Below are 26,328 nucleotides of genomic sequence, written 5' to 3'. Positions count from 1 at the left end.
AGCCTAAACTATTTTGGCATGAACATCCTCTGCATTGGCGGTGGGCCCGCCGGTCTCTACTTCGCCCTGCTCATGAAGCAGCAAAACCCCGCGCACCGCGTCACGGTGGTCGAACGCAACCGGCCGTTCGACACCTTCGGATGGGGGGTGGTGCTGTCGGACCAGACGCTGGCCAACCTGCAGGCGGCGGATGCGCCCACGGCAGCCCTGATCGGCGACGCGTTCAACCACTGGGACGATATCGAGGTGTTCTTCAAGGGGCGCAGCGTGCGCTCCACCGGCCACGGCTTCTGCGGCATTGGCCGCAAGCGCCTGCTCAACATCCTGCAGGACCGGTGCCTGACGGTGGGCGTGGAGCTGGTGTTCGAAACCGACGTGGCCGACGACCAGGCGCTGGCCGCACAGTACAACGCCGACCTGGTCATTGCCAGCGACGGCCTCAACAGCCGCATCCGCACCCGCTACGCAGCCACCTACCAGCCAGACATCGATCTGCGCCAGTGCCGCTTCGTATGGCTGGGCACCAAGAAAAAGTTCGACGCTTTTACGTTTGCTTTCGAGCAGACCGAGCATGGCTGGTTCCAGGCCCACGCCTACCAGTTTGACGCCGACACCTCCACCTTCATCGTCGAAACGCCCGAAGCCGTGTGGAAGGCCCACGGCCTGGACCAGATGGAGCAGCCCGAGGCCATTGCATTCTGCGAAAAGCTGTTTGCCCAATACCTGGACGGCAATGCGCTCATCAGCAACGCCACGCACCTGCGCGGCTCGGCCAACTGGATCCGCTTTCCGCGCGTGATCTGCAACACCTGGGTGCACCGCGAAGCCATCGACAGCAAGCAGGCGCCCATCGTGCTGATGGGCGACGCAGCGCACACGGCGCATTTCTCGATTGGCAGCGGCACCAAACTCGCACTGGAAGACGCCATCGACCTCGCCAACGAGTTCGCCACCGGCCTGCCCATCGACGAAGTGCTGCAGCACTATGAAGCGCGCCGCAGCGTGGAGGTACTCAAGATCCAGAACGCCGCGCGCAACAGCACCGAGTGGTTTGAAAACGTGGCGCGCTACGCCGGCATGCCCGTGGAGCAGTTCACCTACTCGCTGCTCACGCGCAGCCAGCGCATCAGCCACGAGAACCTGCGGCTGCGCGATGCCGCGTGGCTGGAGGGCTATGAGGCCTGGCTCGCGGGTGGCAAGGCCGCGATTCCCCCCATGCTCACGCCGTTCACTTTGAAAGGCCTCACGCTCAAGAACCGCATCGTTGTCTCGCCCATGGCCACCTACAGCGCAGTCGAGGGCGTGCCGCAGGACTTTCACCTGGTGCACCTGGGTGCGCGCGCCCTCGGCGGCGCGGCGCTGGTGATGGTGGAGATGACCAGCCCCAAACCCGAGGGCCGCATCACGCCCGCGTGCCCAGGGCTGTGGAACGAAGCACAACAAGCCGCCTTTGCGCGCGTCGTCAACTTTGTGCACGGCAGCAGCACGGCCAAGATCGGCCTGCAGCTCGGCCACAGCGGCCCCAAGGGTTCCACCCGCGTGGGCTGGGAGGGCACGGACGAGCCGCTGGAGGCGGGCAACTGGCCCCTGCTGGCCGCCAGCCCCGTCGCCTACGGCGCGCAGAACCAGACACCCGCCGCCATGACCCGCGCCGACATGGACCGCGTGACCGCCGCGTTTGTGGACAGCGCCCGCCGCGCCGTGGCCTGCGGCTTTGACTGGCTGGAGCTGCACTGCGCACACGGCTACCTGCTGGCCAGCTTTTTGAGCCCCGCCACCAACCAGCGTACCGATGCATACGGCGGCAGCCTGGAGAACCGCTGCCGCTACCCGCTGGAGGTGCTGACCGCGCTGCGCGCCGTGTGGCCGGCCGACAAGCCGCTGAGCGTGCGTATCTCGGCCCACGACTGGCTCCCTGACGGAAATACTGCCGACGACGCCATCGCCATTGCGCGCTTGTTCAAGGCGGCAGGCGCAGACCTGATCGACGTGTCCTCCGGCCAGACCACACGCGACTCGCGCCCGGTGTATGGACGCATGTACCAGACGCCGTTTGCCGACCGCATCCGCAACGAGGTGGGTATTGCCACCATGGCGGTGGGCGCGATCACCGAGGCCGACCACGCGAACAGCATCATCGCCGCCGGCCGTGCCGACCTGTGTGCCATCGCGCGCCCCCACCTGGCCGACCCGGCCTGGACGCTGCACGCCGCCGCGCAGTTGAGCCCCGTGGCCGCAGCGCACACCGACTGGCCGGTGCAGTATCACAGCGGCCGCGACCAGATGCTGCGCGAAATTTCCAAGCAAAAGCAGGCACAAGCGCTAGTGAATCAAGCGCAAGCAGCTACCAAAAACAGAGCATCCGAGGAAGAAGGCTAGCCATGGACCTCGAAGCCCGCCTGCACGGCGCCGCTCCCAGTGAACACCCCGAGGCCCTGCGCCTGTGGCTGCGCCTGCTCACCTGCACCCAGCTCATCGAAAAACAGGTGCGCAGCCACCTGCGCGCGCAGTTCGACACCACCTTGCCACGCTTTGACCTGATGGCCCAGCTGGAGCGCGCGCCAGACGGCATGAAGATGAAGGAACTCTCGCGCCGCATGATGGTGACGAGCGGCAACATCACCGGCATCACCGACCAGCTCGTGGCCGAAGGGCTGGTGGAGCGCATGGACGTGGAAGGCGACCGCCGCGCGTACCTGGTGCGCCTCACGCCGCAAGGCCGCGAGCAGTTCAACACCATGGCGCGCCAGCACGAGCAATGGATCGTCGAGGCCTTCGCCACGCTGGGCGAGCGCGACATCGCCACCTTGTACCGCCTGCTGGGCAAGGTGAAAGAACACACACAAAACAATTCTTTGGAGACAGCCGAATGAAACACTACATCGGGGCGAGCAACCCCATGCGCGAGCAGTTCAACCCAGAGGCCCGCTACGTGGCCGAGCATTTCGCGTGGAGCTTTGATGCTGGCGTGGGCACCGTCACGCTCAACCGGCCCGACCGCAAGAACCCTCTCACCTTCCAGAGCTATGCCGAGCTGCGCGACTTCTTCTACGCGCTGCGCTTTGCCACCGATGTGAAAGCCATCGTTGTCACGGGTGCGGGCGGCAACTTCTGCTCGGGCGGCGACGTGCACGAGATCATCGGCCCGCTCACCACCATGACCATGCCCGAGCTGCTGGAGTTCACGCGCATGACGGGTGACCTGGTGAAAGCCATGCGCGCCTGCCCGCAGCCCGTGCTGGGCGCCATCGACGGCATCTGCGCCGGTGCGGGCGCGATGATGGCGCTGGCCTGCGACATGCGCTACGGCACAGAGGCCACCAAGACCGCGTTCTTGTTCACCCGCGTGGGCCTGGCCGGTGCCGACATGGGCGCCTGCGCACTGCTGCCGCGCATGATCGGCCAGGGCCGCGCCAGCGAGCTGCTGTTCACCGGCCGCGCGATGACAGCGCACGAGGGTCTCGCCTGGGGCTTCTTCAACGATTTGTATGAGAGCGCTGACCTGCTGGCGAACGTGCAGGCCACGGCGCGCGCGCTGGCCGATGGTCCCACCTTCGCCCACGGCATGACCAAGACCATGCTGAGCCAGGAGTGGAGCATGACCATCGAGCAGGCCATCGAAGCCGAAGCGCAGGCCCAGGCCATCTGCATGCAGACCGAAGACTTCCGCCGCGCCTACGAAGCCTTCGCCGCCAAGCAAAAGCCCGTGTTCCAGGGAGATTAAGAAGGTGTGAAAGAACCCGCCATGCCCGCTCATCCCGCCAAAACACACCCGCTCGTCGTTGCAAATGCTCGCCATAGCTCAGGCTATGGCTGTGCTTTGCGCCTAGATCGGCCGGGTTTTCGCAGTCTGCTCGGCCACGCCGGGCTCATCCACACCTTCTAACCATGCACGTTGCAACGCCCCCGGCCCCCTGCCCGCCCTCCACGGCGCACCTGGCCCTGCCCTTCTTCGACGAAGCGCACCGCGCGCTGGCCGAGGGCCTGCTGCCCTGGGCCGCTGCGCAAGCGGTCGATGAAACCGATGACCGCGCCGCCTGCCGCGACTGGGTGCAGCGCCTGGGCGCGGGCGGCTGGCTGCGCTACTGTGTGCCGGCCGAGCACGGCGGCGCGCTGCCCGCACTGGACTCGCGCGCGCTGGTGCTGCTGCGCGAGACCCTGGCCTACCACTCACCGCTGGCGGACTTTGCGTTTGCGATGCAGGGGCTGGGCAGCGGTGCGATCACGCTGGCGGGCAGCTCCGCGCAGCAGGCGCACTACCTGCAAGGCGTGGCGCGTGGCGAACTGATTGCTGCGTTTGCGCTGAGCGAGCCCGAGGCGGGGTCAGATGTGGGCGCTATGCAAACCATAGCTGCCAGCACAGATTCGACTAGCGCTACAGGCACTTTTTGCTTGAACGGCACCAAAACCTGGATCAGCAACGGCGGCATCGCCGACTTCTACTGCGTGTTCGCCAAGACCGACCCGAGCGGCGGCACGCGCGGCATCAGCGCCTTCATCGTCGATGCGAACACGCCGGGCCTCGATACCTCGCGCCACATCCATGTGATGGCGCCCCACCCGCTGGCCACGCTGCAGTTCACCAACTGCAACGTGCCCGCCACCGCGCTGCTGGGCGACGAGAACGGCGGCTTCAAGCTGGCCATGCGCACGCTCGACATCTTCCGCGCATCGGTGGCCGCTGCCGCCCTCGGCATGGCGCGCCGCGCACTGGCCGAGGCCGTGCACCACGCCCGCCATCGCCGCATGTTCGGCCAGACGCTGGCGGACTTCCAGCTCACCCAAGCCAAGATCGGCGAGATGGCCGCGCTGGTGGACAGCGCCGCGCTGCTCACCTACCGCGCGGCCTGGCTGCGCGACACGGGCCAGGCGCGCGTGACTGCCGAAGCCGCGATGGCCAAGATGACCGCCACTGAAAACGCCCAGCGCGTCATCGACATGGCGCTGCAGCTGCACGGCGGGCGCGGCGTGGAAGTGGGCAGCAAGGTCGAATCGCTGTACCGCGACATCCGCTCGCTGCGCATTTACGAAGGCGCCACCGAAGTGCAGCAGCTCATCATCGGTAAGGCCGTTTTGCAGGAGTAATCGCATGAAAGCCCCCTCCGCCCAGCCCGACCATTTCGTGCACGACCGCCTGCCTGCACCCGAGGCCTGGCCAACACTGCGCTACGACCTGCCCGAACTGCAGATCGCCCACAAGGCCAACCTGGTGCAGGCGCTGTTCGACCAGGCCGAACGTGCGGGCCACATCGACCGCCCCCTATTGCGCGGCCCGCACCGCACGTATACCTACCGCGACGCCCGCACCGAGGCCGCGCGCATTGCCGAGGTACTGACGCAGGACCACGGCCTCGTGCCCGGCAACCGCGTGCTGCTGCGCGGCGGCAACACGGTGGAGATGGCGCTGGCCTGGCTGGGTACCGTCTACGCGGGGCTGGTGGCGGTGGCCACCATGCCGCTGCTGCGAGCGGTGGAGCTGGGCAGCATCATCGACCGTGCCCAGCCCACGCTGGCGCTGTGCGACGGCCGCCTGCTGGCCGAGCTGCAAGCCGCGCAGACGCAGCACCCCGTGCTCGCCACCATCGTGCCCTTCCATACAGCGCCGGATGCGGCCGACCTGCTGCAGCGCGCGCAGGGCAAGCCCGGCACCACGCCGCCCTGCCCCACGTCGGCGGACGACATCGCGTTGATGGCCTTCACCTCCGGCACCACAGGTTCCCCCAAGGCGGCCGTGCACACGCACCGCGATGTGCTGGCAGGCTGCGAGGCCTGGCCGCGCCATGTACTCAAGGCCACGCCCGATGACATCGTGGCGGGCTCGCCACCGCTGGCGTTCACCTTTGGCCTGGGCGGCTTGCTGGTGTTTCCGATGTGGGCCGGGGCCAGCGTGTACTTCCCCGACCAGCCCTACACCCCCGAAACCATGGTGCGGCTGATGCGCGACGCGGGCGTGACCATCTGCTACACCGCCCCCACCTTCTACCGGCAGATGGCACCGTTCGCCAAACAGATCGGCCTGCCCCAGCTGCGCACCAGCGTGAGCGCGGGTGAGGGGCTGCCCGACGCCACGCGCCAGCTGTGGAAGGAGGCGACCGGCCTGGACATGACGGACGGCATTGGCGCCACCGAGATGTTCCACATCTTCATCTCTTCGCCCGGCAGTGAGAGCCGGCGCGGCGCCATCGGCAAGGTGGTGCCCGGCTACACCGCCAAGGTGGTGGACGACGAAGGTAATGAGCTGCCGCGGGGCACCGTGGGCAAGCTCGCGGTGATCGGCCCCACGGGCTGCAAGTACCTCGACGACCCGCGCCAGGCCAAGTACGTGAAGGATGGCTGGAACTACCCGGGCGATGCTTTCACGCAAGACGCGGACGGCTACTTTTTCTACCAGGCACGCGACGACGACATGATCATCACCGCCGGCTACAACGTGGGCGGCCCCGAGGTGGAAGACGCCCTGCTGCGCCACCCGGCCGTGGCCGAGTGCGGCGTGATCGGCGTGCCCGACGAGGAGCGCGGCATGGTGGTCAAGGCCATCTGCGTCTTGAAGCCCGGCCACACAGGCGATGCCGCCATGGTCAAGACGCTGCAGGACCATGTGAAAGCCACCATCGCCCCGTTCAAATACCCACGCGTGGTGGAGTTTGTGACCGCCCTGCCGCGCACCGAAACCGGCAAGCTGCAGCGCTTCAAGCTGCGCCAGGGCGCGGTGCCGGCACCTTCTTCTTCAACAAAAACAACATGATGAAAAACACCCTTTTGCAGCCCGAAGGCTGGGTCACCCCCAAGGGCTACGCCAACGGCGTGGCCGCGCGCGGAACGATGGTTTTTACCGGCGGCCAGATCGGCTGGAACGCGCAGCAACAGTTTGAGAGCGACGACTTCATCGACCAGACGAGGCAGACGCTGCTGAACGTGCGGGCGGTGCTGGAGGCTGGCGGCGCAGGCCCCGAGCACCTGGTGAGGCTGACCTGGTACGTGACCGACCGCAACGAATACAACAGCCGCCTGAAGGAGCTGGGCGCGGTCTACCGCGAGGTGCTGGGCAAGAACTTTCCGGCGATGGCCTGCGTGCAGGTGGCGGGGCTTATGGAAGAGCGCGCGAAGATCGAGATTGAAGCAACCGCTGTAATCCCGGACTGAGCTTTTCCAGCCACCGCTGCAGCGCTTGCCCGTACAGGATGAACGCCAGCGCCGCCCCAATCAACGGCAGCGCGGCAAACACCCAGCCCGTGAGCAGCTCGCCCCCCAGCGCCACGCCCACCAGCAAAGCCACCGCAGGGTTCACGAACGAATAGCTCCCCGCCAACGCTGCGGACGTGTTCTGCAGCAGCCACAGGTACGCATTGAGCGCCACCAAGGTGCCAAACACCAGCAGATAGACCCACGCCGCCCACGACTTGGCAGTGACCTGGCCCAGGGCGCTCAACGGCTCAAACCACAACGCCACCACCAGCCCCATGGCGCCCCCCGCAAACCACTGCGCGGCCGATGCCATGGCGGGCGCAGGTAGCGACAGCTTGCGCGATGCATACGAGCCCACACTCCAGCACAGCGGAGCACCAAAGGCCAGCAGCGCACCGAGCCAGGTGGCTGAAAAGTCGCCCTCCAGCGCCAGCAGCAGCGCACCCACCACGCCCAGGGCCAGGCCGATCCAGCTGGTGAAGGGCACCCGCTCGCCGCCCCAGCGCGACCACAGCGCCAGCCACATCGGCATGGTGGTGACCACCGTGGCCATCAGGCCCGAGCCAATGCCCAGCTTTTGCGCAAAACCCATCAGGTTCATGGCCAGAAACACCATGCAGCCGCCCACCACCGCCGAATTGCGCCATTGCGCCCACGTGGGCAATGCATGGCCTTGCCACAGCGCAATCAGCAGCATCACCCCCCCTGCACACAGAAAGCGGATCGCATTCATCAGCAGCGGCGGCATGCTCTGCAGCGCAATACCAATGGCGAAATAGGTAGTGCCCCAGACGATGTAGACCAACAGCAGTGCCATGGCCACCGCCCCTTTGCGCTGTGCGCGGGCTTGCGCATTGAAAATTGCCAGCATATTCTTCACCTGACCGAATAATTTATGGAAACCGCAAGGTTTTCGGAATTTTTACCAAAATCGAGCGGCTATGCAAGCAAATATTCAGACAGATGACATGGACGCCAGAATTATTTCGGCGCTAGGCGCCGATGGCCGACGTTCCTATGCCGATGTGGGGGCCGAAGTGGGACTGTCCACCGCCGCAGTGCACGAGCGCGTGAAGAAGCTGCTGGACAAGGGCGTGATTCGCCGGTTTTCGATCAGCGTGGACCCGGAACGCGTGGGGCTGAACTTCACCGCGTTTGTGGCGATCCGCAACGATGGCGGCGCGCACTGCCGCGACATTGCGCCGCGCCTGCGCGGTATCCCCCAGGTGGAGGAGTTGCACAGCGTGGCTGGCGAGCACGACTTCCTGGCCAAGATCCGCACCACGCACGCGCGCGGGCTGGAGGACGTGCTCTACCAGATCAAGGCGATTCCCGGCGTGGCGCGCACCACGAGCACCGTGGTCCTGAATACCGAGTTTGAAGACCGGCCGCTGGACCTGGGCTGGGTGAATGGCGACAAGGGAGGTTGACGCGTAGGGGCGGCCTCGGCTTGGTCGCGCGGCTGTTTACGCAGCCACCGGGGCGAGTTCAGCCGCAGCGGCAACCGCCGCTGGAACTGGCGCCAGCCGCTGCACCAGGGCCATGTAGTAGCCCAGCGGGGGCGTGACCAACCCCGGCACCTTGGCATGGTCGTCATAGCGGCGCAGGCGGATGGCCTCCTGCGCGAAGGGCTGGGCCGCAAACTGCATCGCCTCTTTGGGCGTGAAGGGCCCGCCCTGCAGCACCAGGCTGTGCTGCGATGCGGGCGACAGTGTCTCCCAGTACCCGGGCTCCATGGTGCACAGGTAGCGCTTGGCATCCACATGCAGGCGGATGGGCTCCAGCACCGCGTCGGGCAGCAGGCCCCGCAAGAACGGGATGGCCATGTACTGGTGCAGGTCGTCTTGCTCGGCCGTGTCGCCCCCGGGTGCCAGCAGGTGTCCCAGGTCGTGCAGCAGGGCCGCGACGACAGTGGCCGGGGTTTCACCCGATTTTTCGGCCCACTGTGCACACTGCAGCGCATGCTCCAGCTGGCTGACCGCCTCGCAGCCGTACTGGTTCACGCCCCGGGTAGCGAGCAGGCGGGCAATGTCTTCAAGGTTCAATGCCATGGCGTGCTCCTTGTCAAACCAGTGCCTTGCGGATGCGGGCCGACACCAGGTCGATGACGCTCACCGTGACCACGATGATGAGCATGACCGCGCAGGTCTCGGCGTACTGGAAGCCCCGGATGATTTCCCACAGCACCACCCCAATGCCTCCAGCACCCACCATGCCCACCACCGAAGCCGAACGCACGTTGGCCTCGAAGCGGTACAGCGTGTACGAGATCCACAGCGGCATGACCTGCGGGATCACGCCATAGATGATTTCGTGCAGTGCGCTCGCACCGGTGGAGCGGATGCCTTCCACGGGCTGCGGGTCAATCGCCTCCACGGCTTCGGAAAACAGCTTGGCCAAGGTGCCCGAGGTGTGGATCCACAGGGCCAGGACACCCGCAAAAGGCCCCAGGCCCACGGCCACCACAAACAACATGGCAAACACCATTTCGTTGATGGCGCGGCACGCGTCCAGCACGCGGCGCACCGGCTGGTAGAACCACCAGGGCACGATGTTGGACGAGGCCAGCAGTGCCAGCGGCACGGCGGTGACCACCGCCAGCGCCGTGCCCCACAGCGCGATCTGCAGCGTGACCAGCATCTCCTGCACATAGATCTGCCACTGCGCAAAATTGGGCGGAAAGAACTCCGCCGCATAGCTGACCATGTTGCCCGAGTCGTTCCACAGATCGAGCGGGCGCATGTCGGCGCCCTTCCAGGACGCCGCCAGCAACACCAGCAGGATGCCCCACGACAGGTACCAGGCCAGGCTGCGCTTGGGCGCCGAGGTGCTGGCCAGTGTGGCCAGCGAGGGATTCAAAGCAGAGGACATGGAGACACCCGGGCCGCAACAAGAAACCTGCGGATTACTTCAACGACGCCAGCTGCTGGTCGATCTCGGCCAGGCGGGTCTTCTTGTCAGAATCAGCCAGCGTCGCGTCGGCCTCGATCTTGTTGCGCTTGCCGAAGAGGTCTAGCTGGCGGATGGGGGTGAGCTGGGCATTGGTCGATGGTTTGAAGCCCGAGAGCTTGGAGATCTTCACCACGATCTCCTTCTCGCGCGCATCGGTCTTGGCGTAGTTGTAGAAGAAGTCGCGGATCTTGGTCTTGGTGGCCTCGGGCAAGTCCTTGCGCATCACCAGAGGGTCCAGCGGAATCAGGGGCGAGGTCCAGACGATCTTGATGTCCTTGAACTTCTCGGGCTGGCGTTCCTTGATCTTTTCCAGGTTCTCGCTGTTGTTGGTGGCCACATCCACCTGTTTGTTGGCCACGGCCAGCGCGTTGGTCTCGTGGTTGGCACTGCGCGTGATCTTGAAGTGCGTCTTCGCGTCGATCTTGTTCTGCGCAAAAGCGTAATAGCCGGGCACCAGGAAGCCCGAGGTGGAGTTGGGGTCGCCGTTGCCAAAGCTCAGCGACTTGCCGTTCTTGAGCACGTCATCCAGGGTGGCCAGGGAGCTGTCCTTGTGCACGATGAGGTGCGAGTAGTAGCCCTGCGTGCCGTCGGCGTTCACCATCTGCGCAAAGACTTCGCCGTTGGCGCGGTCCACGGCTTCCATGGCCGACTTGTTGCCCAGCCAGGCCACCTGCATCTTGTTGAAGCGCATGGCTTCGATGAGGCCTGCGTAGTCGGATGCAAAGAAGGCATTGATCTTCAGACCGGTCTGCTTGGCCATGTCATCCAGCAGGGGCTGCCAGTCTGCCTTGAGGTTTTGCGAGGCCTCGGTCGAGATCATGCCGAAGTTGATGTCCTGGGCCAACGCGCCCGTGGTCAAACCCAGCCCGATCGTCAGGGCGGCACACAGTTTCTTGAACATGTTGAAAACTCCAGAGAAAGGAATTGAAAAGAAACAAAAGGCCGTTCAGGCGGCCTGGACCATGGCGGGCGCCCACTGTGGGACGGGTGTGGGGGCGTGCACGGGTGCTGTGGGGGCACCCGCTGCATCCGCCAGAATTTCGTCGGCGTGCACGCCATACAGGCTGCGCAGCAGTGCGGGCGTGAGGGCCGCCGAGGGGCCGTCGTACACCACCTGACCGTGGTGCAAGGCCACCACGCGGGGGCAGTATTTGATGGCCACATCCACCTGGTGCAGCGACACGATGACAGTGCAGCGGTCCTCGCGGTTGATGCGGGCCAGGATGTCCATGACCTTGCGCGAGGACTCCGGGTCGAGCGACGCGATGGGCTCGTCGGCCAGCACCACCTTGGCGCCCTGCACCAGCGTGCGGGCAATGGCCGCGCGCTGCTGCTGCCCGCCGGACAGGGTGGAAGCACGTTGTGCATGGCATTCGGCAATGCCCACGCGGTGGAGCGCTTCCAGCGCCAGCGCGCGCTCCTGCGGCTTGAACATGCGCAGCCAGCCGCGCCACCAGGGCGTGCGGTGCAGCAGGCCCACCAGCACATTCATCAACACCGGCAAGCGGTCCACCAGGTTGAACTGCTGGAACACAAAGCCCACCTGCGAACGCACCTTGCGGATGTCGCTGTGGATGCGCCCACCCTGCTGCACGCAGCGACCATCCACCTCGATCAGCGAATCGCTGGCCGCATCGGCCACCACCAGGCCCGCCACATGGCGCAGCAGGGTGGACTTGCCCGAGCCCGATGCACCAATCAGCGCCACCATCTCGCCGCGCTGCACGGTGAGGTTGATGTCGCGCAGGGCGTGTTTGCCGTTGGCGAAATGCTTGTTCAGTTGGTGGATGTGCAGTGCGGCGGTCATGGCAGCCTCCTGGGGGTTAAGTCGTCTAGACAACCGGAGTGTGGTAGTGGGGCGTGACAGTGCTTTGACAGTTGGGAGAAGTTTGGATGTCAGGAAAGACTTGCACGCGCTCTAAAGGACGCGCTGCCCTTCGCGCCACACCCCACGCACCACGGCCTGGCGGCCGCCATCGGGCAGCTCGGCCATGTGCACCTGCACCAAGTCGGCGCGCAGGCCGGGCGCCAGCGCGCCCCGATCCAGCATGCCCGCCGCCTTGGCCGGGTTGCGGGTGACGGTGGCCACGGCCTGTGGCAGGGGCAGGATGTCGTCCTGTACCAGCCGCATCACCGCGCTCAGCAGACTGCCGGGCACATAGTCGGACGAGAGGATGTCCAAGAGCCCCCTGCGCGCCAAGTCGGCCGCCGCCACGTTGCCCGAATGCGAACCACCGCGCACCACGTTGGGCCCGCCCATCACGGTGAGCAGCCCCCGCTCATGCGCAGCCTGGGCTGCGGCCAGTGTGGTCGGGAACTCCGACATCGCGGCCCCTTCGGCATGGGCCTGCTCCACATGGGCCACCGTGGTGTCGTCGTGGCTGGCCAGCGAGATACCGTGTGTGCGGCAGTAATCCACAAAGTACGCACGGTGTGGCTCGGCATACTGCGCCTGCAGCGTGGCCGCGTGCGCCACCTGGCGCTCGAATTTCTCGGCGCTCCAGCCCTTCTTGCCGGTGTAGTAGGTGCGCGCCTGCTCGATGTTCTCCCACTGGCGCTGACCTGGGGTGTGGTCCATCAGCGAGATCAACGACAGGCGCGGGTGCCCGTGGAAGGGCTCGAACAGGTCGATGGTGTTGGGCGCAGGCAGCTCGCAGCGCACATGCAGGTGGTGGTCGGCCCGCAGCAGGTTGCGCTCGGTGCAGGTATCGATAGTGTCGAGCACGCGGTTCCAGGCGCTGCCGCGCAGGCTGTCCATATCGGCCTCGCCCACGCCCAGCGCATCCAGCACCGTGGTGATGCCTGCGGCCGCAATCTCGGCGTCGTGCGCCAGCAGTGCGGGCATCTCGGCCCATTGCACCTTGGGTCGCGGCATCAGGTGGCGCTCGAAGTTGTCGGTGTGGATTTCGACCAAGCCCGGCAGCAGGTAGTCGCCCCCCAGGTCGATGCCTTGCAGGGCCGCAGTGCCCCCACTATCCAGCGACGCAATGCGCCCGCCATCCACCTGCAGGCTGCCCAACACCACTTCGCCCGGCAGCACCATGCGGGCGTTCTTGAACACGGTCGCGGTCATGCCGATGCTCCCCGAAATTCGCCCACATTCACGCGGCGCGTGGCCACCGCGGCGCCCACCTGCGCGTCGTGAAAAATGCCCACCAGGGCCGCCCCGCGCGCCACCGCCTCGCGGATCATGGCGATCACGGTATCGGTGTTGGCTGCATCGAGCGATGCGGTGGGCTCGTCCAGCAACAGCAACGGCTTGGGCTTGATCATGTTGCGGGCAATGTTGATGCGCTGCTGCTCCCCACCCGAGAAGGTGGCGGGCGGCAGGTGCCACAGCCGCTCGGGAATGCGCAGGCGGGTCAGCCACTGGCGGGCGGCCTCGCGCGCGGCCTCGATGCCCGCAGGGTCGTCCCTGGCGTCTTCCGCCAGTGGCTCGGCCACTACGTCCAGCGCCGACACACGGGGGATGACCCGAAGAAACTGGCTCACATAGCCCACGGTGTCGCGCCGCAGCTGCACCAGCGCACGCGGCGTGGCCTGTGTCACATCCACCACGGCGCCATCGGCCGCGCGCACGGTGATGCGCCCCGCATTGACCCGGTAGTTGGCGTAGATCAACTTGAGCAGCGTGCTCTTGCCCATGCCCGAGGGGCCGTCAAGCACCACACATTCACCGGGCTGCACGGTCAGGTCCACCTGGGCAAGCACAGGCAGTTCGATGCCGTTCTGGTGGTGCAGGGTGAAGCGCTTGGCCACTCCTTGCATCTGGAGAATGGGAGCAATGGAAGGCTGGTTCATGGCTGCAGTACCGAAGAAACGAGGAGCTGGGTGTAGGGGTGTTGCGGGTCGTCGAGCACCTGGTCGGTCAGGCCGGCCTCCACCACGCGGCCGCGCTGCATGACCACCATGCGGTGGGCTAGCAGGCGTGCCACGGCCAGGTCGTGTGTGACCACAATGGCCGCCAACTGCATCTGCCGCGTGAGCTGGCGCAGCAGGTCCAGCAGGCGCGCCTGCACCGACACATCGAGGCCCGAGGTGGGTTCGTCCATGAACACCAGGCGAGGCTGGGTGACCAGGTTGCGCGCAATCTGCAGGCGCTGGCGCATGCCGCCCGAAAACGTGCGCGGTGCATCGTCGATGCGCGCCGCGTCGATCTCCACGCGCTGCAGCCATTCGGTGGCCGTGGCGCGCAGCTTTCCGTAGTGGCGCTCGCCCAGGCCCATCAGGCGCTCGCCCACGTTGGCACCGGCGGACACATCCATACGCAGGCCGTCCGCCGCGTTCTGGTGCACAAAGCCCCAGTCGGTGCGCGCCAGCAGGCGCTGCTGCGCTTCTGTCATGGCGTAGATGTCCTGCAGCTCGCCGCTGCGCTGGCGGAACTGCACCGTGCCTTCGTCCGGGGCGCTGCGTGCTGCAATGGCGTTGAGCAGCGTGGACTTGCCAGAGCCCGACTCGCCCACCACGGCCAGCACCTCGCCGGGCCACAGGTCAAAGGACGCGCCTTGCAGCGCCACGCGGTCGCCATAGCGCCTGCTGACGTTGCGCACGCTCAGCAGCGGCGCAGAAGGTTCGGGGTGATTCATGTGAGGGTCTCGACAACAAAGCTCAGGCCATGCTGCGCAAAGCCCAAGGATTCATAGAAGGCATGCGCGCCCTTGCGGCGGGCGTTGGACGAGAGCGCGAGCTTGTAGCAGCCCGCGTCGCGCGCCTGCTGCATGGCGTGGGCCATCATCTGGCGGCCAATGCCTCGGCCCTGCTGGTCCTGTGCCACTACCACGTCTTCCACGATGGCCGAGGGCGTGCCCCGATGCGCCAGGTTGTGCATGACGAGCAGCGCATAGGTGCCCACCACGGCGCCGTGCTGCGCGGGGTCGCAGGCCACCCACACGCGGTAGCTGGGGTAGCGGGCGAACTGGGACCATACGGCCTCGGCTTCTTCCAGGGTCAGCACGTCGGCCGGGCTGTCTTCAATGGCGGCATACAGCGCCAGCACGCTCTCCAGGTCTGCCTGCCGGGCTTCGCGGATGTGCACGGTGCTCATGCGGCGCCGCCTTCCACCCGCGCAGTTTCGGCCTTCTGCGCCTGGCGCTCCTGGCAGTAGTCCGAGTCCGAACACACATGCATGCGGCCGCCCTGGTCGTCGGTGATGACCTCGTCCAGAAAGCTGTCGGTGGCGCCACACAGGGCGCAGGCAGCATCCCAGCGCTGCACCTCGAACGGGTGGTCCTCAAAACCCAGGCTCTCCACCGGCGTATAGGGCGGCACGGCATAGATGCGCTTTTCGCGGCCCGCGCCAAACAGCTGCAGCGCGGGGTTCATGTGCATCTTGGGGTTGTCGAACTTGGGGATGGGCGACGGCGCCATCACGTACCGGCCGTTGACCAGCACCGGGTAGTCGTAGGTGGTGGCGATGTGGCCGTAGCGCGCGATGTCTTCGTAGAGCTTGACGTGCATGAGCCCGTACTCGGCCAGGCCGTGCAGAGTGCGCGTTTCGGTCTCGCGCGGCTCCAGGCGTTGCATGGGCTCGGGCACCGGCACCTGGTAGACGATGACCTGGCATTCGGCCAGCGGCGTCTCGGGGATGCGGTGGCGCGTCTGGATCAGCGTGGCCTCGCGCGTGCGGGTGGTGGTGGCCACCGCCGTGGTGCGCTCGAAAAAGCGGCGGATGTTGACGGCGTTGACCGTGTCGTCCGAGCCCTGGTCGATGACCTTGAGGCAGTCCTGCGGGCCGATGATGGACGCGGTGACCTGGATGCCGCCCGTGCCCCAGCCATAGGGCAGCGGCATTTCGCGGGAGCCAAACGGCACCTGGTAGCCGGGGATGGCCACGGCCTTGAGGATGGCGCGGCGGATCATGCGCTTGGTGCGCTCGTCCAGGTAGGCAAAGTTGAAGTGGCCGTCCACCGGTGCGGCGTCGGCGGGCAGGCCCATCACGGCGGGTTCCAGGGGCGCGTTCATGCGGCATCCTCCTCGGCGGGGGTGGTGGGGTGGGCGGCAGCGGCGCGCATCTTGCGCACCAGCTCCAGCTCGGACTGAAAGTCCACGTAGTGCGGCAGCTTCAGGTGCTGCACAAAGCCCGAGGCTTCGAGGCTGTCGCTGTGGCCCAGCACGAACTCCTGCATCTGTGCGGGCGACTCCACCGGCTCGCCCAGCTCATCCGCGCGCAGGGCGCGGTCCACCAGGCTCATGGCCATGGCCTTGCGCTCGCTGTGACCAAACGCCAGGCCGTAGCCGCGCGTGAACTGCGGGGGCTGGCTCTTGCTGCCCGCAAATTGGTTCACCATCTCGCATTCGGTGATCTCGATGTCACCGATCTCGATGGCAAAGCCCAGCTCTTCGGGTACGGCCTCCACCGCTACCGTGCCCAGGCGCACCTCACCCACAAACGGGTGCGAGTGCGAGTAACCGCGCTGCGTGGAATACGCCATGGCGAGCAGGAAGCCCTCGTCGCCGCGTGCCAGGTTTTGCAGGCGTGTGGCGCGGTTGGCGGGGAAGCGCAACGGCTCGCGGGTCAGGTCTGTGGGCGCGGGGTCGCCCGGGGGCACGGGGCGGGTTTCGATCAAGCCTTCCTGGTTGAGCAGGTCCACTACGCGCGGCGTGGGGCCGGGTGGCACCGCAGCTGCCGCAGCGGCAGGCGGCGCCACCGTGCCTTCGGCCAGCAGCTTGAAATCGAGCAGGCGCTGCGTGTAGTCGTAGGTGGGACCCAGCATCTGCCCGCCGGGCAGGTCCTTGAAGGTGGCGGAGATGCGCCGGTCCAGCGCCATGCGGCTGGTGTCCAGCGGGCAGGTGGTGCCTAGGCGCGGCAGCGTGGCGCGGTAGGCGCGCAGCAAAAAGATGGCTTCCACGAGGTCGCCTGCAGCCTGCTTGATGGCAAGGGCCGCCAGTTCGGGGTCGTACACAGAGCCCTCGGTCATCACCCGGTCCACGGCCAGCTTGAGCTGCTGGCGGATCTGCGTCACCGAGAGTTCGGGCTGTGCGGCATCGCCCCGGCGCTGGCGGGCCAGCAGCTGGTAGCTGTTGAGAATGGCGGCTTCTCCGCCTTTGACGGCTACGTACATGCTCAGGCCTCCTGAAGGGCAGTGGCACCGCGTGTTGCCCGCGTGGTCCGTGGCAGACCCACGATGTGGTCTGGGGTGCCCAGCAACAAGTCCACACCGCGCGGGAACATTGCGTGATTGGCCGCCCACTGGGTCTCGAAGTCGTCGGGCAAGCCGTCCACCTGCAAGGCCGCCATCTCCTGAATTCCCGGACCGCGCAATTGCCACGCATTGATGGCGTCCGCCGTGGTGGCGGTGGCGCGCGGTACATCGACCACGCAGGTGGCCGATTGGTCCGGGTAGACGTCGGTGCCCAAGGCCAGGCTGCCAAGCGCTGGCCATTCGTCGCCCTGCGCCACCCACACAAAGCGGGCCTGCACCGGATCGGTCACCAAGGTGCAGCCTGTGTGAAAGCGCAGCCAGGCACCGGCATCACTGGCTGCCAGCTTGGGCGAGAGCCACAAGGTGCAGTCGCTGTCGAGCAGCGCCAGCAGCACGGCAGCCGATGCGGCATGCCCCACGGCGAGCGTCTGGGCGTCGTGTTCTACCGCCACCGTGCGGCCGGGGTGCGACAGCGCCTGCAGCACCGCGCGGAACACCGCCTGGCTGCCAAAGGCTTCATTCGAGAATCCGGCACCCAGCGATGCCAAGGGGGTCGTGCTCATTCGGTGTCCTCGTCGTTGTCGGCATCGCTCTCGCGCGCCACGGTAAAGAAGTTCACCTTGGTGCTGGCAGCCCGCGCCTGGCGCTCGGCCTGCGTATTGCGCAGGTGGTTGCGGATGGGTTCGAGCAGTTGTGCGTCCAGCACCGGTTGCTGAACAGGGTCTTGCAGTAGCGCATCGGCCAGGGCCGCCAGCTGCACCTGGCGGTGCGACCGGCCCAGCACGTAGGCCACGCCCACAGTGGCCTCGGCAGCGTTAGATGCGTCGGCCACGCGCAGCGCGCAGCGGGTGACGGTGACCTCGCCCAGGTTGAAGCGCTCGCCCGTGCCACCGGCGCGGCCCTGCACCATCATCAGGCCGGTCTCTGGTGCACGCAGCCAGCGCGCGGGGCGCGTGGCTTGCTCGTGCAACGCAGATTCGAGCAGCCCCAGCGGCGCCCGGGCCAGCAGCGCCATCCACTGCGCGCGGCCCAGGGGGCGGCCCGGCCCCGGGTTGTCAAAGGCTTGAAACATGGAAGTGGTACCCTGAAAGTTGTATAGACAAATTGAACAACTGGCGCCAGCTTAAAGAGCGCGCATGTAGGTTTCATGACAGCCAGCACCACCTCTCTCACGACCCCGCTACAGGTCCCGCAAGCACCACCACTGCGCCCTGCGCGCGACAGCTTCTGGACGCGCATAGCCACCGAGCTGGCCGAGGCCATCGGCAGCGGCGTTTATCCGCCGGGCCAGCGACTGCCCTCGGAGCACGCGCTGGCCGAGCAGTTCGGCGTGAACCGCCACACCATCCGCCGTTCGCTCGCCAGCCTGTGCAGCCAGGGGCTGGTGCGCATCACGCAGGGCAGCGGCACCTATGTGGAAGACTTTGCGGTGGACCTGGTGCTGGGCAAGCGCACGCGCCACCAGCAGGGCCTGGCACAGGCCGGTCTGCGCGGCAGCCTGGTGGTGCTGCAGGCCCAGACCACGCGCGCCACGGCGGCGCTGGCCAAGGCGCTGCAAGTGCCTGCACGCAGCCCGCTGCTGGCGCTGCGCGTGCGGGGCGACGCCGAGGGCCAGCCCCTGCACATCAGCGAGCGCTACTTTCCCCTGCCCCGCTTCGAAAACCTGGCGGCCGTGGTGCGCGAAACGGGCTCCATCACCGCAGGCTTCACCGCCCACGGCGTGGCCGACTACACGCGCCGCGAAAGCCGCATCACCGCCGAGCTGCCGAGCGCCGAAGTGGCCGCCCAGTTGCGCCAGCCCACCTCACGCCCCGTGCTGCAGGTAGAGAGCCTGAACGTGGACCTGGCAGGCACGCCCATCGAATGGGCGCGCGCCTGGTTTGCGGGCGACCGCGTGAAACTGACCATTGACCACGATGAACACGCCTGACATGTCCCCCACCCACCACCGCTATGCGGTCTATTTCGCACCCAACCCGGGCAGCCTGGGCTGGCTCGCCGGCAGCCACTGGCTGGGGCGCTGCGCTGCGCTGCTGCAGCCGCTGCAGCAGCTCGCCATCGACGGCGTGGCGGCGGACGACCTGCACCGCCTGACCGCAGCGCCCCGCCGCTACGGCTGGCACGCCACGCTCAAGGCGCCGTTTGCGCTGGCGCCCGGCACCGACTGGATCACGCTGCACCAGGCCGTGCAGTCCGTGGCGCGCGGTCTGCAACCCTTTGTGCTGCCGCCCCTGCAGGTGCAGCGCATCGACGACTTTCTAGCGCTGGTGCCCCCGGCGTTGCACCCCGCCAATGCGCAGATCCAGGAGACAGCCGCCACCTGCGTGACGGCGCTGCAGCCCTTGGCCGCACCCTTGTCCGACGCGGACCTCGCCCGGCGCCGCTCGGCGGGGCTCACGGCCCGGCAGGACGCGCTGCTGCAGCAATGGGGCTACCCCTTTGTGCTGGACGAGTTCCGCTTTCACATGTCGCTCACCGGCAGCCTGGCGCAGGTGGACAAACAGACGCAGGCGCTGGTGTTCGAGGCCGCGCAGGAGTTCTTCTCGGACCTTCCCATGCTGAAGTTCAACAGCCTGGCCTTGTTCGCAGAGCCCACACCCGGCGCTGACTTTGTGCTGCTGGATCACCTGGAGATGGGCGCATGACCGCGGGCCGGCTGGTCTACTGCATGGGCCCCTCGGGTGCGGGTAAGGACAGCCTGCTGAACTGGTTACGGACACACCTGCCCACCCCGTGCCCCGTGCACTGGGCGCAGCGCACCATCAGCCGTGCCGCGACGTCTGCCGGCGAAGTGCATGAAAGCGTTTCGCCCCAAACGTTTGTTGCGCTGTGCAGCGACCACGCCTTTGCCCTGCACTGGCAGGCCAACGGCCTGGGTTACGGCGTGCGGCATGCGCAACTGGCGCCGCTGGCGCAGGGTCACTGGGTGCTGCTCAATGGCTCGCGCGCCTACCTGCCCGAGGCCCTGGCGCGCTTCCCAGACCTGGTGGCCGTGCACATCACCGCCAGCCCGCAGGTGCTGCGCGGACGTCTGCTGGCGCGCGGCCGCGAGACGCGCGAAGAGGTGGAGGCCCGGGTGCAGCGCGCGCTGGCCTACAGCCCGCCGCGGGGAGCGGCCAGCCTGGAGGTGCACAACGACGGAGCGCTGGGCGATGCGGGCCAGCGGCTGCTGAACGCGTTGGAAAATTTACCGGGCTGGCCCCAGCGCAGTGGCAAACTTTCGCCCGTCGCTCCCATCCTTTCCAGCACGCCATGACCACCATCACGATCTATCACAACCCCAAGTGCGGCACGTCCCGCAACACCCTCGCCATGATCCGCAACAGCGGCTTGGAGCCCGAGGTCATCGAATACCTGAAAGCCCCGCCCGACCGCGCCACGCTGGTGGCGCTGATTGCCGCCACGGGCGAGCCGGTGATCAACGCCGTGCGCACCAAGGAGGCGATCTTCACCGAGCTGCAACTGGACGCACCGGGCGTCACCGACGCGCAGCTCATCGACGCGATGCTGCAGCACCCCATCCTCATCAACCGCCCCATCGTGGTCACGCCCCTGGGCACGCGGCTGTGCCGCCCGTCCGAGAAAGTGCTGGACATCCTGCCCGCACCGCAGCAAGGTGCCTTCACCAAGGAGGATGGCGAAGTCGTCATCAACGCGCAGGGCCAGCGTGTCTGAGGCAACCTCGCGCGCCCCCACCATGGCCCACCGCGCGGCATGAGCGCCGCCTCGCAACGCTGGACCGTGGCGCGCCTGGGCACGGCCCAGACGCTGGCCTGGGCCTCGTCCTACTACCTGCCTGCCATGCTGGCCGCGCCCATGGCGCGCGACCTGGGTGTGGCCACCCCCACGGTGTTCGCGGCGTTTTCCGTGGCGCTCATCGTGTCGGCGCTGCTCGGGCCTTTCGCGGGCCGGGCCATCGACCGCCATGGCGGCCGCCCGGTGCTGGTGGGCACCAACCTGTTGTTTGCAGCTGCTCTGGTGGGCATGGCCCTGGCGCAAGGCCCGGTGGGCCTGTTTGCCGCCTGGGTATTGATGGGCGTGGCCATGGGGTCGGGCCTGTACGAGGCCGCGTTTGCCACGCTGGTGCGGCTGTACGGCCAGGGCGCGCGCAGCGCCATCACCGGCATCACGCTGATCGCGGGGTTTGCCAGCACCGTGGGCTGGCCGCTGTCGGCCTGGATGGAGACGCAGTGGGGTTGGCGCGGCGCGTGTGCGGGCTGGGCCGCATTGCACTTGCTGGTGGGGGTGCCGCTCAATGGCTGGCTGCCGCGCGCCGACGCCGCAGACAAGGCCCCCGAACCATCGACGGACGCCATCGCAGCGCCCGCCACAGAAACGGCCGTATCCGCCCCGCCCACTCCAGCACACCCGCTGCGCACCACCGTGCTGCTGTCTTTTGTGTTTGCGGTCACCTGGTTCACCAGCACCGCCATGGCAGCCCACCTGCCCCACCTGCTGCAGGCCAGCGGTACGTCGCTGCAGGCGGCAGTGGCAATGGCCGCGCTGGTGGGCCCTGCGCAGGTGGCTGCACGCCTGCTGGAGTTTGGTTTTCTGCGCCGCCTGCACCCGCTGCTATCGGCCCAGCTCGCTGCCGCCGCGCACCCCGTGGGCGCGGGCCTGCTGATGGTGCTGGGCGGGCCTGCGGCTGCAGTATTTACCGTGCTGCACGGGGCAGGCAACGGGATACTGACCATTGCCAAGGGCACGCTGCCACTGGTGCTGTTTGGGCCAGCAGGCTACGGCGCGCGCCAGGGCCTGATGATGGTGCCCGCCCGCGTGGCGCAGGCGTTTGCACCGGTGCTGTTTGGCATGCTGCTGGACAGCGCCGGGGCAGCGGCCCTGTGGCTCACCACACTGCTGGGCCTCGCCGCGTTGGGAGCGCTGTGGCTACTGCGTCCCGTGGCGCGGGTCTGAACGATCAACCGCGCGGCACCACAAACGCCTCGCGCGCAGCGAGCGCTGCGGGGCGCGAGTGGCAGCCTTCCAGGTGGTCATTGACCAGCCCCATCGCCTGCATGAAGGCGTACACCGTGGTCGGGCCCACAAAGCTCCAGCCGCGCTTTTTCAGGTCCTTGGACATGGCAATGGAAGCCCGCGATGTGGACAGGGTGCGCGCCACTTCGCGCGTGATGCGCTCGGGCCGGTCGGTGGCAGCGGGCTCGTAGCGCCAGGCGTAGTGCGCCAGCGACCCAAACTCGCGCCGCAGCTCCAGCACACGGTGGGCATTGTTGATGGTGGACTCGATCTTGCCCCGGTGGCGCACGATGGCCGCGTCCTGCACCAGGCGCTCAACCTCGGCCGGGCCAAAGGCTGCGACCTGCTCGGCGTCGAAGTGCGCGAACGCTGCGCGAAAGCCCTCGCGCTTGTTCAGGATGGTGAGCCAGCTCAGGCCCGATTGAAAACCCTCCAGGCAGATCTTCTCGAACAGCCGGCGGTCGTCGGCCACCGGAAAGCCCCACTCGGTGTCGTGGTAGTGGCGGTACAGCGGCGTGGACTGGCACCAGGTGCAGCGCGGGCAACCGGCCTCGTCGGCGAACAGGCCGTCGGCCAGCGCAGGTGGGCGAGCAGGATCGGGAGCGGTCAAAGGCGTCATGCGCGGCATTCTAGAAACCACCACAGCCAGGCTGCTGGCAGGACGAACGCAAAGGGTTCAATCTGCCCATAAACTGCCCCCATGCGCCAGCCAATTTCCCGCCTGCGGGCCACTTTCAGCCTGATGTTTTGCCTGGTGCTGGCCGGCTGCGCCAGCACCACCGGTCCCTCCAACGCGCTGGGCTACTACTGGCAGTCGCTGCGCGGGCACATGCAGATCATGCATGCCGCAGAACCGATTGACGACTGGGTGACGCGCAAGGACATCTCGCCCGCCCTGCGCGAGCGCTTGCAGCTGGCGCAACGTGCGCGGGCCTTTGCGGTCGCGGAACTCGGCCTGCCCGACAACGCCAGCTACCGCCGCTATGCCGACCTGAAACGCCCGGCCGCCGTGTGGAATGTGGTCGCCGCGCCGCCCTATTCGCTGACGCTGCACACCTGGTGCTTTCCGGTCACGGGCTGCATCGGCTACCGGGGCTATTTCACCGAGGCTGCGGCACAGGCCGAGGCCGCCGAGCTGTCCGCACAGGGCCTGGAGGTGGAGGTGTACGGCGTGCCCGCCTACTCCACGCTGGGCTACATGAACTGGGCGGGCGGCGACCCGCTGCTGTCCACCTTCATCGCCTGGCCCGAGGGCGACTTTGTGCGCCTGCTGTTCCACGAGCTGGCGCACCAGGTGGTCTATGCCAAGAACGACACCTTGTTCAACGAGTCCTTTGCCACGGCGGTGGAGCGCATTGGAGTGGCGCGTTGGCTGGCCACGCAGTCCACCCCCGCCGCGCGCGAGGCCTACGCCACCAGCGAAGCGCGGCGCAGCGCCTTCCGCATGCTCACCCGGGCCACGCGCACCCGCCTGGCGGCCATTTATGAGCAGAAGGAGCTTCAAGCGCTAGAAGATCATGCCTTGAGTGCTATGAAAAAAGAAGCAATGCAAGCGTTTCGAGACGACTATGCCGCACTGCGCGCACGCTGGCTGGACGCCCCCGGCGGCACGCCCCCCCGGGCCACCACTGCCCAGGTGGCAGGCTACGACCGCTGGGTGGCCCAGGCCAACAACGCCAGTTTTGCCGCCCAGGCCGCCTACGACGAACTGGTGCCCGCGTTCGAGGCCTTGTTTGAACGCGAGGGGCGCAACTGGCCCCGGTTTTATGATGCCGTACGACAACTGACGCAGCAGCCCCTGCCCGAGCGGCACGACACACTGCGCGCCCTTTTACCTGACCCCCAACACCTCAAGGAGACAGCCGGTGCCTGACATTCATATCCACCGCGAACACCACCTGGGCTTCAAGGAAGCCCGCAAGGTCGCCTTCTCCTGGGCCGAAAAGGCCGAAGAAAAATTCGACATGGAATGCACCTACGAAGAAGGGGACAAGGAAGACCTGCTCACCTTCACCCGCTCGGGCGTCAAGGGCACGCTGCTGGTGGATGCGCACCAGTTCGAGATGAAGGCACAGCTAGGCTTTCTGTTCGGCGCGTTCAAGGACCGCATCGAGGCCGAAATAGGCGAGCAGCTGGACGCCCTGCTCAACGCGCCCCACCCCGGCGCCAAGAAGCCCGCCGCAGACAAGAAGAAACATGCAGCAGACGCGGATGCTGACAAGCCGGCCCCCAAGTCAGCGGCCAAGCCTGCCGCCAAGGCCAAGAAGGCCTAGCCACCGCCATGACATCCACCGCGAACGGGACCGCCGCCCACAGCCCGGCGTTTGACACCCTCTCCACGCTGCTCCACACCCGCTACAGCTGCCGCGCTTTTCTGCCCGAGCCGTTGCCGCGCGGCACCATCGAAGCCATCCTGGTCACCGCGCAGCGCACGGCCTCGTGGTGCAACGCGCAGCCCTGGCAGCTCACCATAGCCAGCGGCACCACGCTGGAGCGCCTGCGCAGCGCACTGCAGTCGCACATGACCACCGCAGCCCCCAACCCCGACCTGCCCTGGCCCCGCGAATACCGGGGCGTGTACCAGGAACGGCGGCGCGAATGCGGCTGGGGCCTGTACGAAGCCCTGGGCATTGCCAAGGGTGACCGCGAAGCCTCGGCCCGCCAGGCGGCGCAGAACTTCACGATGTTCGGCGCACCGCATGTGGCCATCGTCACCAGCGACGAGGCACTGGGCGTCTATGGTGCGGTGGACTGTGGCGCGTATGTGAGCAACTTCATGCTGGCCGCGCACAGCCTGGGCGTGGGCTCCATCGCACAGGCGGCGCTGGCGTCCTACCCCGGCGTGCTGCGCGAGGTGCTGGGCATTGGCAATGACCGCAGCATCGTCTGCGGTATCTCCTTTGGCATGGCGGACCCAGCCCACCCGGCCAACCATTTCCGCACCACACGCGCCGACTCCGCCAGCAGCGTGGTCTGGAGGGACTGAGAAGGGGTGACCGGACAGGCGTCAGGCCACAGCGCGCAGCAGGGGGTTGTGCGTGCGCAGCAGCCCAAACAGGTTCTTGGGGTCTGACAGCTGGGGGATGAGTTCGATGGGTTGGCCCATGCCCAGCTCGGCGGCCGTATCGCGCAAGAAGCGCAGCGCAGAAAAGTCCTCCAGCGCAAAGCCTACGGAGTCAAACACCGTTATTGCAGCATCGCTGGCCCGGCCGGTGTGTTGGCCTGCCAGCACTTCCCACAGCTCGGTCACCCCAAAGTCGGCCGGCAGCTGCTGGACGTCGCCTTCGATGCGCGTCTGCGGCGCGTATTCCACAAACACCTGGGCCTGGCGCAGCACGTCGGCATGCAGCTCGGTCTTGCCGGGGCAGTCGCCCCCCACGGCGTTGATGTGCATGCCGGGCGCCAGCATGCCGGGCGTGAGGATGGTGGCGTTGGTCTTGTCGGCCGTGACCGTGGTCACGACGTCGGCGCCGCGCACGGCCTCGGCCGTGCTGTTGCAGGCCACGGTGCGCAGGCCTGTGCCTTGCAGGTTGGCCTGCAGCTTGGCGGTGGCGGCCGGGTCGGTATCAAACAGCCGCAGCGTGGTGATGCCCAGCAGGTGGTGGAAGGCCAGTGCCTGGAACTCGCTTTGGGCGCCGTTGCCGATCAGCGCCATGGTGCGGCTGCCAGGCCGCGCCAGGGCGCGGGCGGCCACGGCCGACATGGCGGCGGTGCGCAGGGCGGTGGTGAGCGTGAGTTCGCTCAGCAGCAGCGGCGCGCCCGTGGCCACATCGGCCAGCACGCCAAACGCCATCACCGTAGGCAGGCCCCAGCGCGTGTTCTTGGGGTGGCCGTTGACGTACTTGAACGCATAGGTCTGGTCATCGGCAATGGGCATGAGTTCGATCACGCCGTCGCGCGAGTGGCTGGCCACACGTGCGGATTTGTCGAACGCGCCCCAGCGCAGAAAGTCGGCCAGGATGTAGTCGGCAATGCCGCGCAGGCAGGCCTCGACGCCTTTGCGCTGCACCATGTCGATGACATCGGTGGCACTGAGGTAGCGGGTGGAAAAAGGATGGTGTGAGGGCATGGCGCT

The 26,328-nt window shown here is 67.1% G+C and carries 30 protein-coding genes; 15 read left to right on the top strand and 15 right to left on the bottom strand.

Translation table 11 applies throughout. The features are described from left to right. Positions 1–18: 18 nt before the first annotated feature. The 6 genes from AC04MI_RS02220 (at position 19) to AC04MI_RS02195 (ending at position 7,143) form a co-directional block, all read left to right on the top strand. Positions 19–2,379, top strand: a complete 2,361-nt coding sequence (locus tag AC04MI_RS02220; RefSeq protein WP_436078279.1) for a bifunctional salicylyl-CoA 5-hydroxylase/oxidoreductase — start codon at positions 19–21, stop codon at positions 2,377–2,379. A gap of 2 nt (positions 2,380–2,381) precedes the next feature. Next, positions 2,382–2,873 carry a MarR family winged helix-turn-helix transcriptional regulator gene (locus AC04MI_RS02215; RefSeq protein ID WP_056059723.1) on the top strand — a complete coding sequence of 164 codons (492 nt, stop codon included), beginning with the start codon at positions 2,382–2,384 and terminating at the stop codon, positions 2,871–2,873. Then, on the top strand, positions 2,870–3,724 hold the full coding sequence (locus AC04MI_RS02210; protein ID WP_431151696.1) for an enoyl-CoA hydratase family protein: 855 nt from the start codon (positions 2,870–2,872) through the stop codon (positions 3,722–3,724). The genes AC04MI_RS02215 and AC04MI_RS02210 overlap by 4 nt, the downstream gene beginning before the upstream one ends. 164 nt (positions 3,725–3,888) lie before the next feature. Continuing rightward, the gene (locus tag AC04MI_RS02205) at positions 3,889–5,085 is read left to right on the top strand and encodes an acyl-CoA dehydrogenase family protein (RefSeq protein ID WP_436078278.1); all 1,197 of its coding nucleotides are present in this window, start codon (positions 3,889–3,891) and stop codon (positions 5,083–5,085) included. 4 nt (positions 5,086–5,089) lie between these two features. Next, positions 5,090–6,745 carry an AMP-binding protein gene (locus AC04MI_RS02200; protein ID WP_436078277.1) on the top strand — a complete coding sequence of 552 codons (1,656 nt, stop codon included), beginning with the start codon at positions 5,090–5,092 and terminating at the stop codon, positions 6,743–6,745. Continuing rightward, positions 6,745–7,143 (top strand): RidA family protein, encoded by a 399-nt coding sequence (locus tag AC04MI_RS02195; protein WP_055400021.1) that lies wholly within the window; start codon positions 6,745–6,747, stop codon positions 7,141–7,143. Before AC04MI_RS02200 ends, AC04MI_RS02195 begins: the two co-directional genes overlap by 1 nt. On the opposite strand, the gene AC04MI_RS02190 is transcribed toward AC04MI_RS02195, so the two are convergent. Continuing rightward, the gene (locus AC04MI_RS02190; RefSeq protein ID WP_436078276.1) at positions 7,088–8,056 is read right to left on the bottom strand and encodes an EamA family transporter; all 969 of its coding nucleotides are present in this window, start codon (positions 8,054–8,056) and stop codon (positions 7,088–7,090) included. The two genes, AC04MI_RS02195 and AC04MI_RS02190, sit on opposite strands and share 56 nt — an antisense overlap. Before the next feature lie 97 nt (positions 8,057–8,153). Between AC04MI_RS02190 and AC04MI_RS02185 the strand changes: the two genes are divergently transcribed. Then, on the top strand, positions 8,154–8,615 hold the full coding sequence (locus tag AC04MI_RS02185) for an Lrp/AsnC family transcriptional regulator (RefSeq protein WP_056059735.1): 462 nt from the start codon (positions 8,154–8,156) through the stop codon (positions 8,613–8,615). Between the two features lie 36 nt (positions 8,616–8,651). Here the strand turns inward: AC04MI_RS02185 and AC04MI_RS02180 are convergent, their stop codons facing one another. The 12 genes from AC04MI_RS02180 to phnG form a co-directional block, all read right to left on the bottom strand. After that, positions 8,652–9,236 (bottom strand): phosphonate degradation HD-domain oxygenase, encoded by a 585-nt coding sequence (locus tag AC04MI_RS02180; protein WP_436078275.1) that lies wholly within the window; start codon positions 9,234–9,236, stop codon positions 8,652–8,654. Between the two features lie 13 nt (positions 9,237–9,249). After that, positions 9,250–10,056, bottom strand: a complete 807-nt coding sequence (gene phnE, locus AC04MI_RS02175) for a phosphonate ABC transporter, permease protein PhnE (protein WP_436078274.1) — start codon at positions 10,054–10,056, stop codon at positions 9,250–9,252. Between the two features lie 34 nt (positions 10,057–10,090). Next, positions 10,091–11,038 carry a phosphonate ABC transporter substrate-binding protein gene (phnD, locus tag AC04MI_RS02170; protein ID WP_436078273.1) on the bottom strand — a complete coding sequence of 316 codons (948 nt, stop codon included), beginning with the start codon at positions 11,036–11,038 and terminating at the stop codon, positions 10,091–10,093. A gap of 45 nt (positions 11,039–11,083) precedes the next feature. After that, positions 11,084–11,944 (bottom strand): phosphonate ABC transporter ATP-binding protein, encoded by an 861-nt coding sequence (phnC, locus tag AC04MI_RS02165; protein WP_056745669.1) that lies wholly within the window; start codon positions 11,942–11,944, stop codon positions 11,084–11,086. A 111-nt stretch (positions 11,945–12,055) separates the two neighbouring features. Then, positions 12,056–13,210 carry an alpha-D-ribose 1-methylphosphonate 5-triphosphate diphosphatase gene (locus tag AC04MI_RS02160; RefSeq protein WP_436078272.1) on the bottom strand — a complete coding sequence of 385 codons (1,155 nt, stop codon included), beginning with the start codon at positions 13,208–13,210 and terminating at the stop codon, positions 12,056–12,058. Beyond that, positions 13,207–13,938 carry a phosphonate C-P lyase system protein PhnL gene (gene phnL / locus AC04MI_RS02155; RefSeq protein WP_436078271.1) on the bottom strand — a complete coding sequence of 244 codons (732 nt, stop codon included), beginning with the start codon at positions 13,936–13,938 and terminating at the stop codon, positions 13,207–13,209. The genes AC04MI_RS02160 and phnL overlap by 4 nt, the downstream gene beginning before the upstream one ends. After that, the gene (gene phnK / locus AC04MI_RS02150) at positions 13,935–14,723 is read right to left on the bottom strand and encodes a phosphonate C-P lyase system protein PhnK (RefSeq protein ID WP_108498217.1); all 789 of its coding nucleotides are present in this window, start codon (positions 14,721–14,723) and stop codon (positions 13,935–13,937) included. Before phnK ends, phnL begins: the two co-directional genes overlap by 4 nt. Beyond that, entirely contained in the window at positions 14,720–15,181 is a 462-nt protein-coding gene (locus AC04MI_RS02145; protein ID WP_108498218.1) for a GNAT family N-acetyltransferase, read from the bottom strand. The genes phnK and AC04MI_RS02145 overlap by 4 nt, the downstream gene beginning before the upstream one ends. Then, complete coding sequence (locus tag AC04MI_RS02140) at positions 15,178–16,098, bottom strand: alpha-D-ribose 1-methylphosphonate 5-phosphate C-P-lyase PhnJ (protein ID WP_436078270.1); 921 nt, start codon at positions 16,096–16,098, stop codon at positions 15,178–15,180. The genes AC04MI_RS02145 and AC04MI_RS02140 overlap by 4 nt, the downstream gene beginning before the upstream one ends. Next, positions 16,095–17,198, bottom strand: coding sequence for a carbon-phosphorus lyase complex subunit (locus AC04MI_RS02135; protein WP_436078269.1), 1,104 nt, complete (start codon positions 17,196–17,198; stop codon positions 16,095–16,097). Before AC04MI_RS02135 ends, AC04MI_RS02140 begins: the two co-directional genes overlap by 4 nt. A 2-nt stretch (positions 17,199–17,200) precedes the next feature. Then, on the bottom strand, positions 17,201–17,842 hold the full coding sequence (gene phnH, locus AC04MI_RS02130; RefSeq protein WP_108498742.1) for a phosphonate C-P lyase system protein PhnH: 642 nt from the start codon (positions 17,840–17,842) through the stop codon (positions 17,201–17,203). Then, positions 17,839–18,351, bottom strand: a complete 513-nt coding sequence (gene phnG / locus AC04MI_RS02125) for a phosphonate C-P lyase system protein PhnG (RefSeq protein WP_108498743.1) — start codon at positions 18,349–18,351, stop codon at positions 17,839–17,841. The genes phnH and phnG overlap by 4 nt, the downstream gene beginning before the upstream one ends. Positions 18,352–18,426: 75 nt before the next feature. Here phnG and phnF point away from each other — a divergent pair, with 75 nt between their 5' ends. Genes phnF through AC04MI_RS02100 form a run of 5 tightly spaced genes read left to right on the top strand, consistent with a single transcriptional unit; the run spans position 18,427 to position 22,193 of the window. After that, positions 18,427–19,209, top strand: coding sequence for a phosphonate metabolism transcriptional regulator PhnF (phnF, locus tag AC04MI_RS02120; RefSeq protein WP_436078268.1), 783 nt, complete (start codon positions 18,427–18,429; stop codon positions 19,207–19,209). Next, positions 19,196–19,924, top strand: coding sequence for a DUF1045 domain-containing protein (locus AC04MI_RS02115; protein ID WP_436078267.1), 729 nt, complete (start codon positions 19,196–19,198; stop codon positions 19,922–19,924). The genes phnF and AC04MI_RS02115 overlap by 14 nt, the downstream gene beginning before the upstream one ends. Next, positions 19,921–20,535, top strand: coding sequence for a phosphonate metabolism protein/1,5-bisphosphokinase (PRPP-forming) PhnN (phnN, locus tag AC04MI_RS02110; protein ID WP_056059765.1), 615 nt, complete (start codon positions 19,921–19,923; stop codon positions 20,533–20,535). The genes AC04MI_RS02115 and phnN overlap by 4 nt, the downstream gene beginning before the upstream one ends. Further along, entirely contained in the window at positions 20,532–20,954 is a 423-nt protein-coding gene (gene arsC, locus AC04MI_RS02105; protein WP_056059768.1) for an arsenate reductase (glutaredoxin), read from the top strand. Before phnN ends, arsC begins: the two co-directional genes overlap by 4 nt. Before the next feature lie 39 nt (positions 20,955–20,993). After that, positions 20,994–22,193: an MFS transporter gene (locus tag AC04MI_RS02100; RefSeq protein ID WP_436078266.1), complete on the top strand. Its 1,200-nt coding sequence runs from the start codon at positions 20,994–20,996 to the stop codon at positions 22,191–22,193. 4 nt (positions 22,194–22,197) lie between these two features. Here AC04MI_RS02100 and AC04MI_RS02095 read toward each other — a convergent pair whose 3' ends face one another. Then, the gene (locus AC04MI_RS02095) at positions 22,198–22,872 is read right to left on the bottom strand and encodes a DNA-3-methyladenine glycosylase I (protein WP_436078265.1); all 675 of its coding nucleotides are present in this window, start codon (positions 22,870–22,872) and stop codon (positions 22,198–22,200) included. A gap of 81 nt (positions 22,873–22,953) precedes the next feature. Between AC04MI_RS02095 and AC04MI_RS02090 the strand changes: the two genes are divergently transcribed. From AC04MI_RS02090 to AC04MI_RS02080, 3 genes are read left to right on the top strand one after another with little or no spacing between them, the layout of a single operon-like run. Then, positions 22,954–24,126, top strand: coding sequence for an aminopeptidase (locus AC04MI_RS02090; protein ID WP_436078264.1), 1,173 nt, complete (start codon positions 22,954–22,956; stop codon positions 24,124–24,126). Continuing rightward, positions 24,119–24,526, top strand: coding sequence for a polyhydroxyalkanoic acid system family protein (locus AC04MI_RS02085; RefSeq protein ID WP_436078263.1), 408 nt, complete (start codon positions 24,119–24,121; stop codon positions 24,524–24,526). The genes AC04MI_RS02090 and AC04MI_RS02085 overlap by 8 nt, the downstream gene beginning before the upstream one ends. Positions 24,527–24,534: 8 nt before the next feature. Continuing rightward, positions 24,535–25,239 carry a nitroreductase gene (locus AC04MI_RS02080; RefSeq protein ID WP_146870149.1) on the top strand — a complete coding sequence of 235 codons (705 nt, stop codon included), beginning with the start codon at positions 24,535–24,537 and terminating at the stop codon, positions 25,237–25,239. Between the two features lie 21 nt (positions 25,240–25,260). Here the strand turns inward: AC04MI_RS02080 and AC04MI_RS02075 are convergent, their stop codons facing one another. Further along, positions 25,261–26,322: an ornithine cyclodeaminase gene (locus tag AC04MI_RS02075; protein ID WP_436078262.1), complete on the bottom strand. Its 1,062-nt coding sequence runs from the start codon at positions 26,320–26,322 to the stop codon at positions 25,261–25,263. Positions 26,323–26,328 lie beyond the last annotated feature (6 nt).

The sequence above is a fragment of the Acidovorax sp. LjRoot204 genome (genome assembly GCF_056175785.1).
The sequence above is the reverse complement of the archived record's forward strand: the minus strand, read 5'-3'. Positions and strand labels throughout refer to the sequence as shown.

What these genes read in the sequence shown, in the direction of transcription:
- AC04MI_RS02220 (WP_436078279.1), top strand. Translation starts at nt 19, where the DNA reads ATGAACATCCTCTGCATTGGCGGTGGGCCCGCCGGTCTCTACTTCGCC.
- AC04MI_RS02215 (WP_056059723.1), top strand. Translation starts at nt 2,382, where the DNA reads ATGGACCTCGAAGCCCGCCTGCACGGCGCCGCTCCCAGTGAACACCCC.
- AC04MI_RS02210 (WP_431151696.1), top strand. Translation starts at nt 2,870, where the DNA reads ATGAAACACTACATCGGGGCGAGCAACCCCATGCGCGAGCAGTTCAAC.
- AC04MI_RS02205 (WP_436078278.1), top strand. Translation starts at nt 3,889, where the DNA reads ATGCACGTTGCAACGCCCCCGGCCCCCTGCCCGCCCTCCACGGCGCAC.
- AC04MI_RS02200 (WP_436078277.1), top strand. Translation starts at nt 5,090, where the DNA reads ATGAAAGCCCCCTCCGCCCAGCCCGACCATTTCGTGCACGACCGCCTG.
- AC04MI_RS02195 (WP_055400021.1), top strand. Translation starts at nt 6,745, where the DNA reads ATGAAAAACACCCTTTTGCAGCCCGAAGGCTGGGTCACCCCCAAGGGC.
- AC04MI_RS02190 (WP_436078276.1), bottom strand. Translation starts at nt 8,056, where the DNA reads ATGCTGGCAATTTTCAATGCGCAAGCCCGCGCACAGCGCAAAGGGGCG.
- AC04MI_RS02185 (WP_056059735.1), top strand. Translation starts at nt 8,154, where the DNA reads ATGGACGCCAGAATTATTTCGGCGCTAGGCGCCGATGGCCGACGTTCC.
- AC04MI_RS02180 (WP_436078275.1), bottom strand. Translation starts at nt 9,236, where the DNA reads ATGGCATTGAACCTTGAAGACATTGCCCGCCTGCTCGCTACCCGGGGC.
- phnE (WP_436078274.1), bottom strand. Translation starts at nt 10,056, where the DNA reads ATGTCCTCTGCTTTGAATCCCTCGCTGGCCACACTGGCCAGCACCTCG.
- phnD (WP_436078273.1), bottom strand. Translation starts at nt 11,038, where the DNA reads ATGTTCAAGAAACTGTGTGCCGCCCTGACGATCGGGCTGGGTTTGACC.
- phnC (WP_056745669.1), bottom strand. Translation starts at nt 11,944, where the DNA reads ATGACCGCCGCACTGCACATCCACCAACTGAACAAGCATTTCGCCAAC.
- AC04MI_RS02160 (WP_436078272.1), bottom strand. Translation starts at nt 13,210, where the DNA reads ATGACCGCGACCGTGTTCAAGAACGCCCGCATGGTGCTGCCGGGCGAA.
- phnL (WP_436078271.1), bottom strand. Translation starts at nt 13,938, where the DNA reads ATGAACCAGCCTTCCATTGCTCCCATTCTCCAGATGCAAGGAGTGGCC.
- phnK (WP_108498217.1), bottom strand. Translation starts at nt 14,723, where the DNA reads ATGAATCACCCCGAACCTTCTGCGCCGCTGCTGAGCGTGCGCAACGTC.
- AC04MI_RS02145 (WP_108498218.1), bottom strand. Translation starts at nt 15,181, where the DNA reads ATGAGCACCGTGCACATCCGCGAAGCCCGGCAGGCAGACCTGGAGAGC.
- AC04MI_RS02140 (WP_436078270.1), bottom strand. Translation starts at nt 16,098, where the DNA reads ATGAACGCGCCCCTGGAACCCGCCGTGATGGGCCTGCCCGCCGACGCC.
- AC04MI_RS02135 (WP_436078269.1), bottom strand. Translation starts at nt 17,198, where the DNA reads ATGTACGTAGCCGTCAAAGGCGGAGAAGCCGCCATTCTCAACAGCTAC.
- phnH (WP_108498742.1), bottom strand. Translation starts at nt 17,842, where the DNA reads ATGAGCACGACCCCCTTGGCATCGCTGGGTGCCGGATTCTCGAATGAA.
- phnG (WP_108498743.1), bottom strand. Translation starts at nt 18,351, where the DNA reads ATGTTTCAAGCCTTTGACAACCCGGGGCCGGGCCGCCCCCTGGGCCGC.
- phnF (WP_436078268.1), top strand. Translation starts at nt 18,427, where the DNA reads ATGACAGCCAGCACCACCTCTCTCACGACCCCGCTACAGGTCCCGCAA.
- AC04MI_RS02115 (WP_436078267.1), top strand. Translation starts at nt 19,196, where the DNA reads ATGAACACGCCTGACATGTCCCCCACCCACCACCGCTATGCGGTCTAT.
- phnN (WP_056059765.1), top strand. Translation starts at nt 19,921, where the DNA reads ATGACCGCGGGCCGGCTGGTCTACTGCATGGGCCCCTCGGGTGCGGGT.
- arsC (WP_056059768.1), top strand. Translation starts at nt 20,532, where the DNA reads ATGACCACCATCACGATCTATCACAACCCCAAGTGCGGCACGTCCCGC.
- AC04MI_RS02100 (WP_436078266.1), top strand. Translation starts at nt 20,994, where the DNA reads ATGAGCGCCGCCTCGCAACGCTGGACCGTGGCGCGCCTGGGCACGGCC.
- AC04MI_RS02095 (WP_436078265.1), bottom strand. Translation starts at nt 22,872, where the DNA reads ATGACGCCTTTGACCGCTCCCGATCCTGCTCGCCCACCTGCGCTGGCC.
- AC04MI_RS02090 (WP_436078264.1), top strand. Translation starts at nt 22,954, where the DNA reads ATGCGCCAGCCAATTTCCCGCCTGCGGGCCACTTTCAGCCTGATGTTT.
- AC04MI_RS02080 (WP_146870149.1), top strand. Translation starts at nt 24,535, where the DNA reads ATGACATCCACCGCGAACGGGACCGCCGCCCACAGCCCGGCGTTTGAC.
- AC04MI_RS02075 (WP_436078262.1), bottom strand. Translation starts at nt 26,322, where the DNA reads ATGCCCTCACACCATCCTTTTTCCACCCGCTACCTCAGTGCCACCGAT.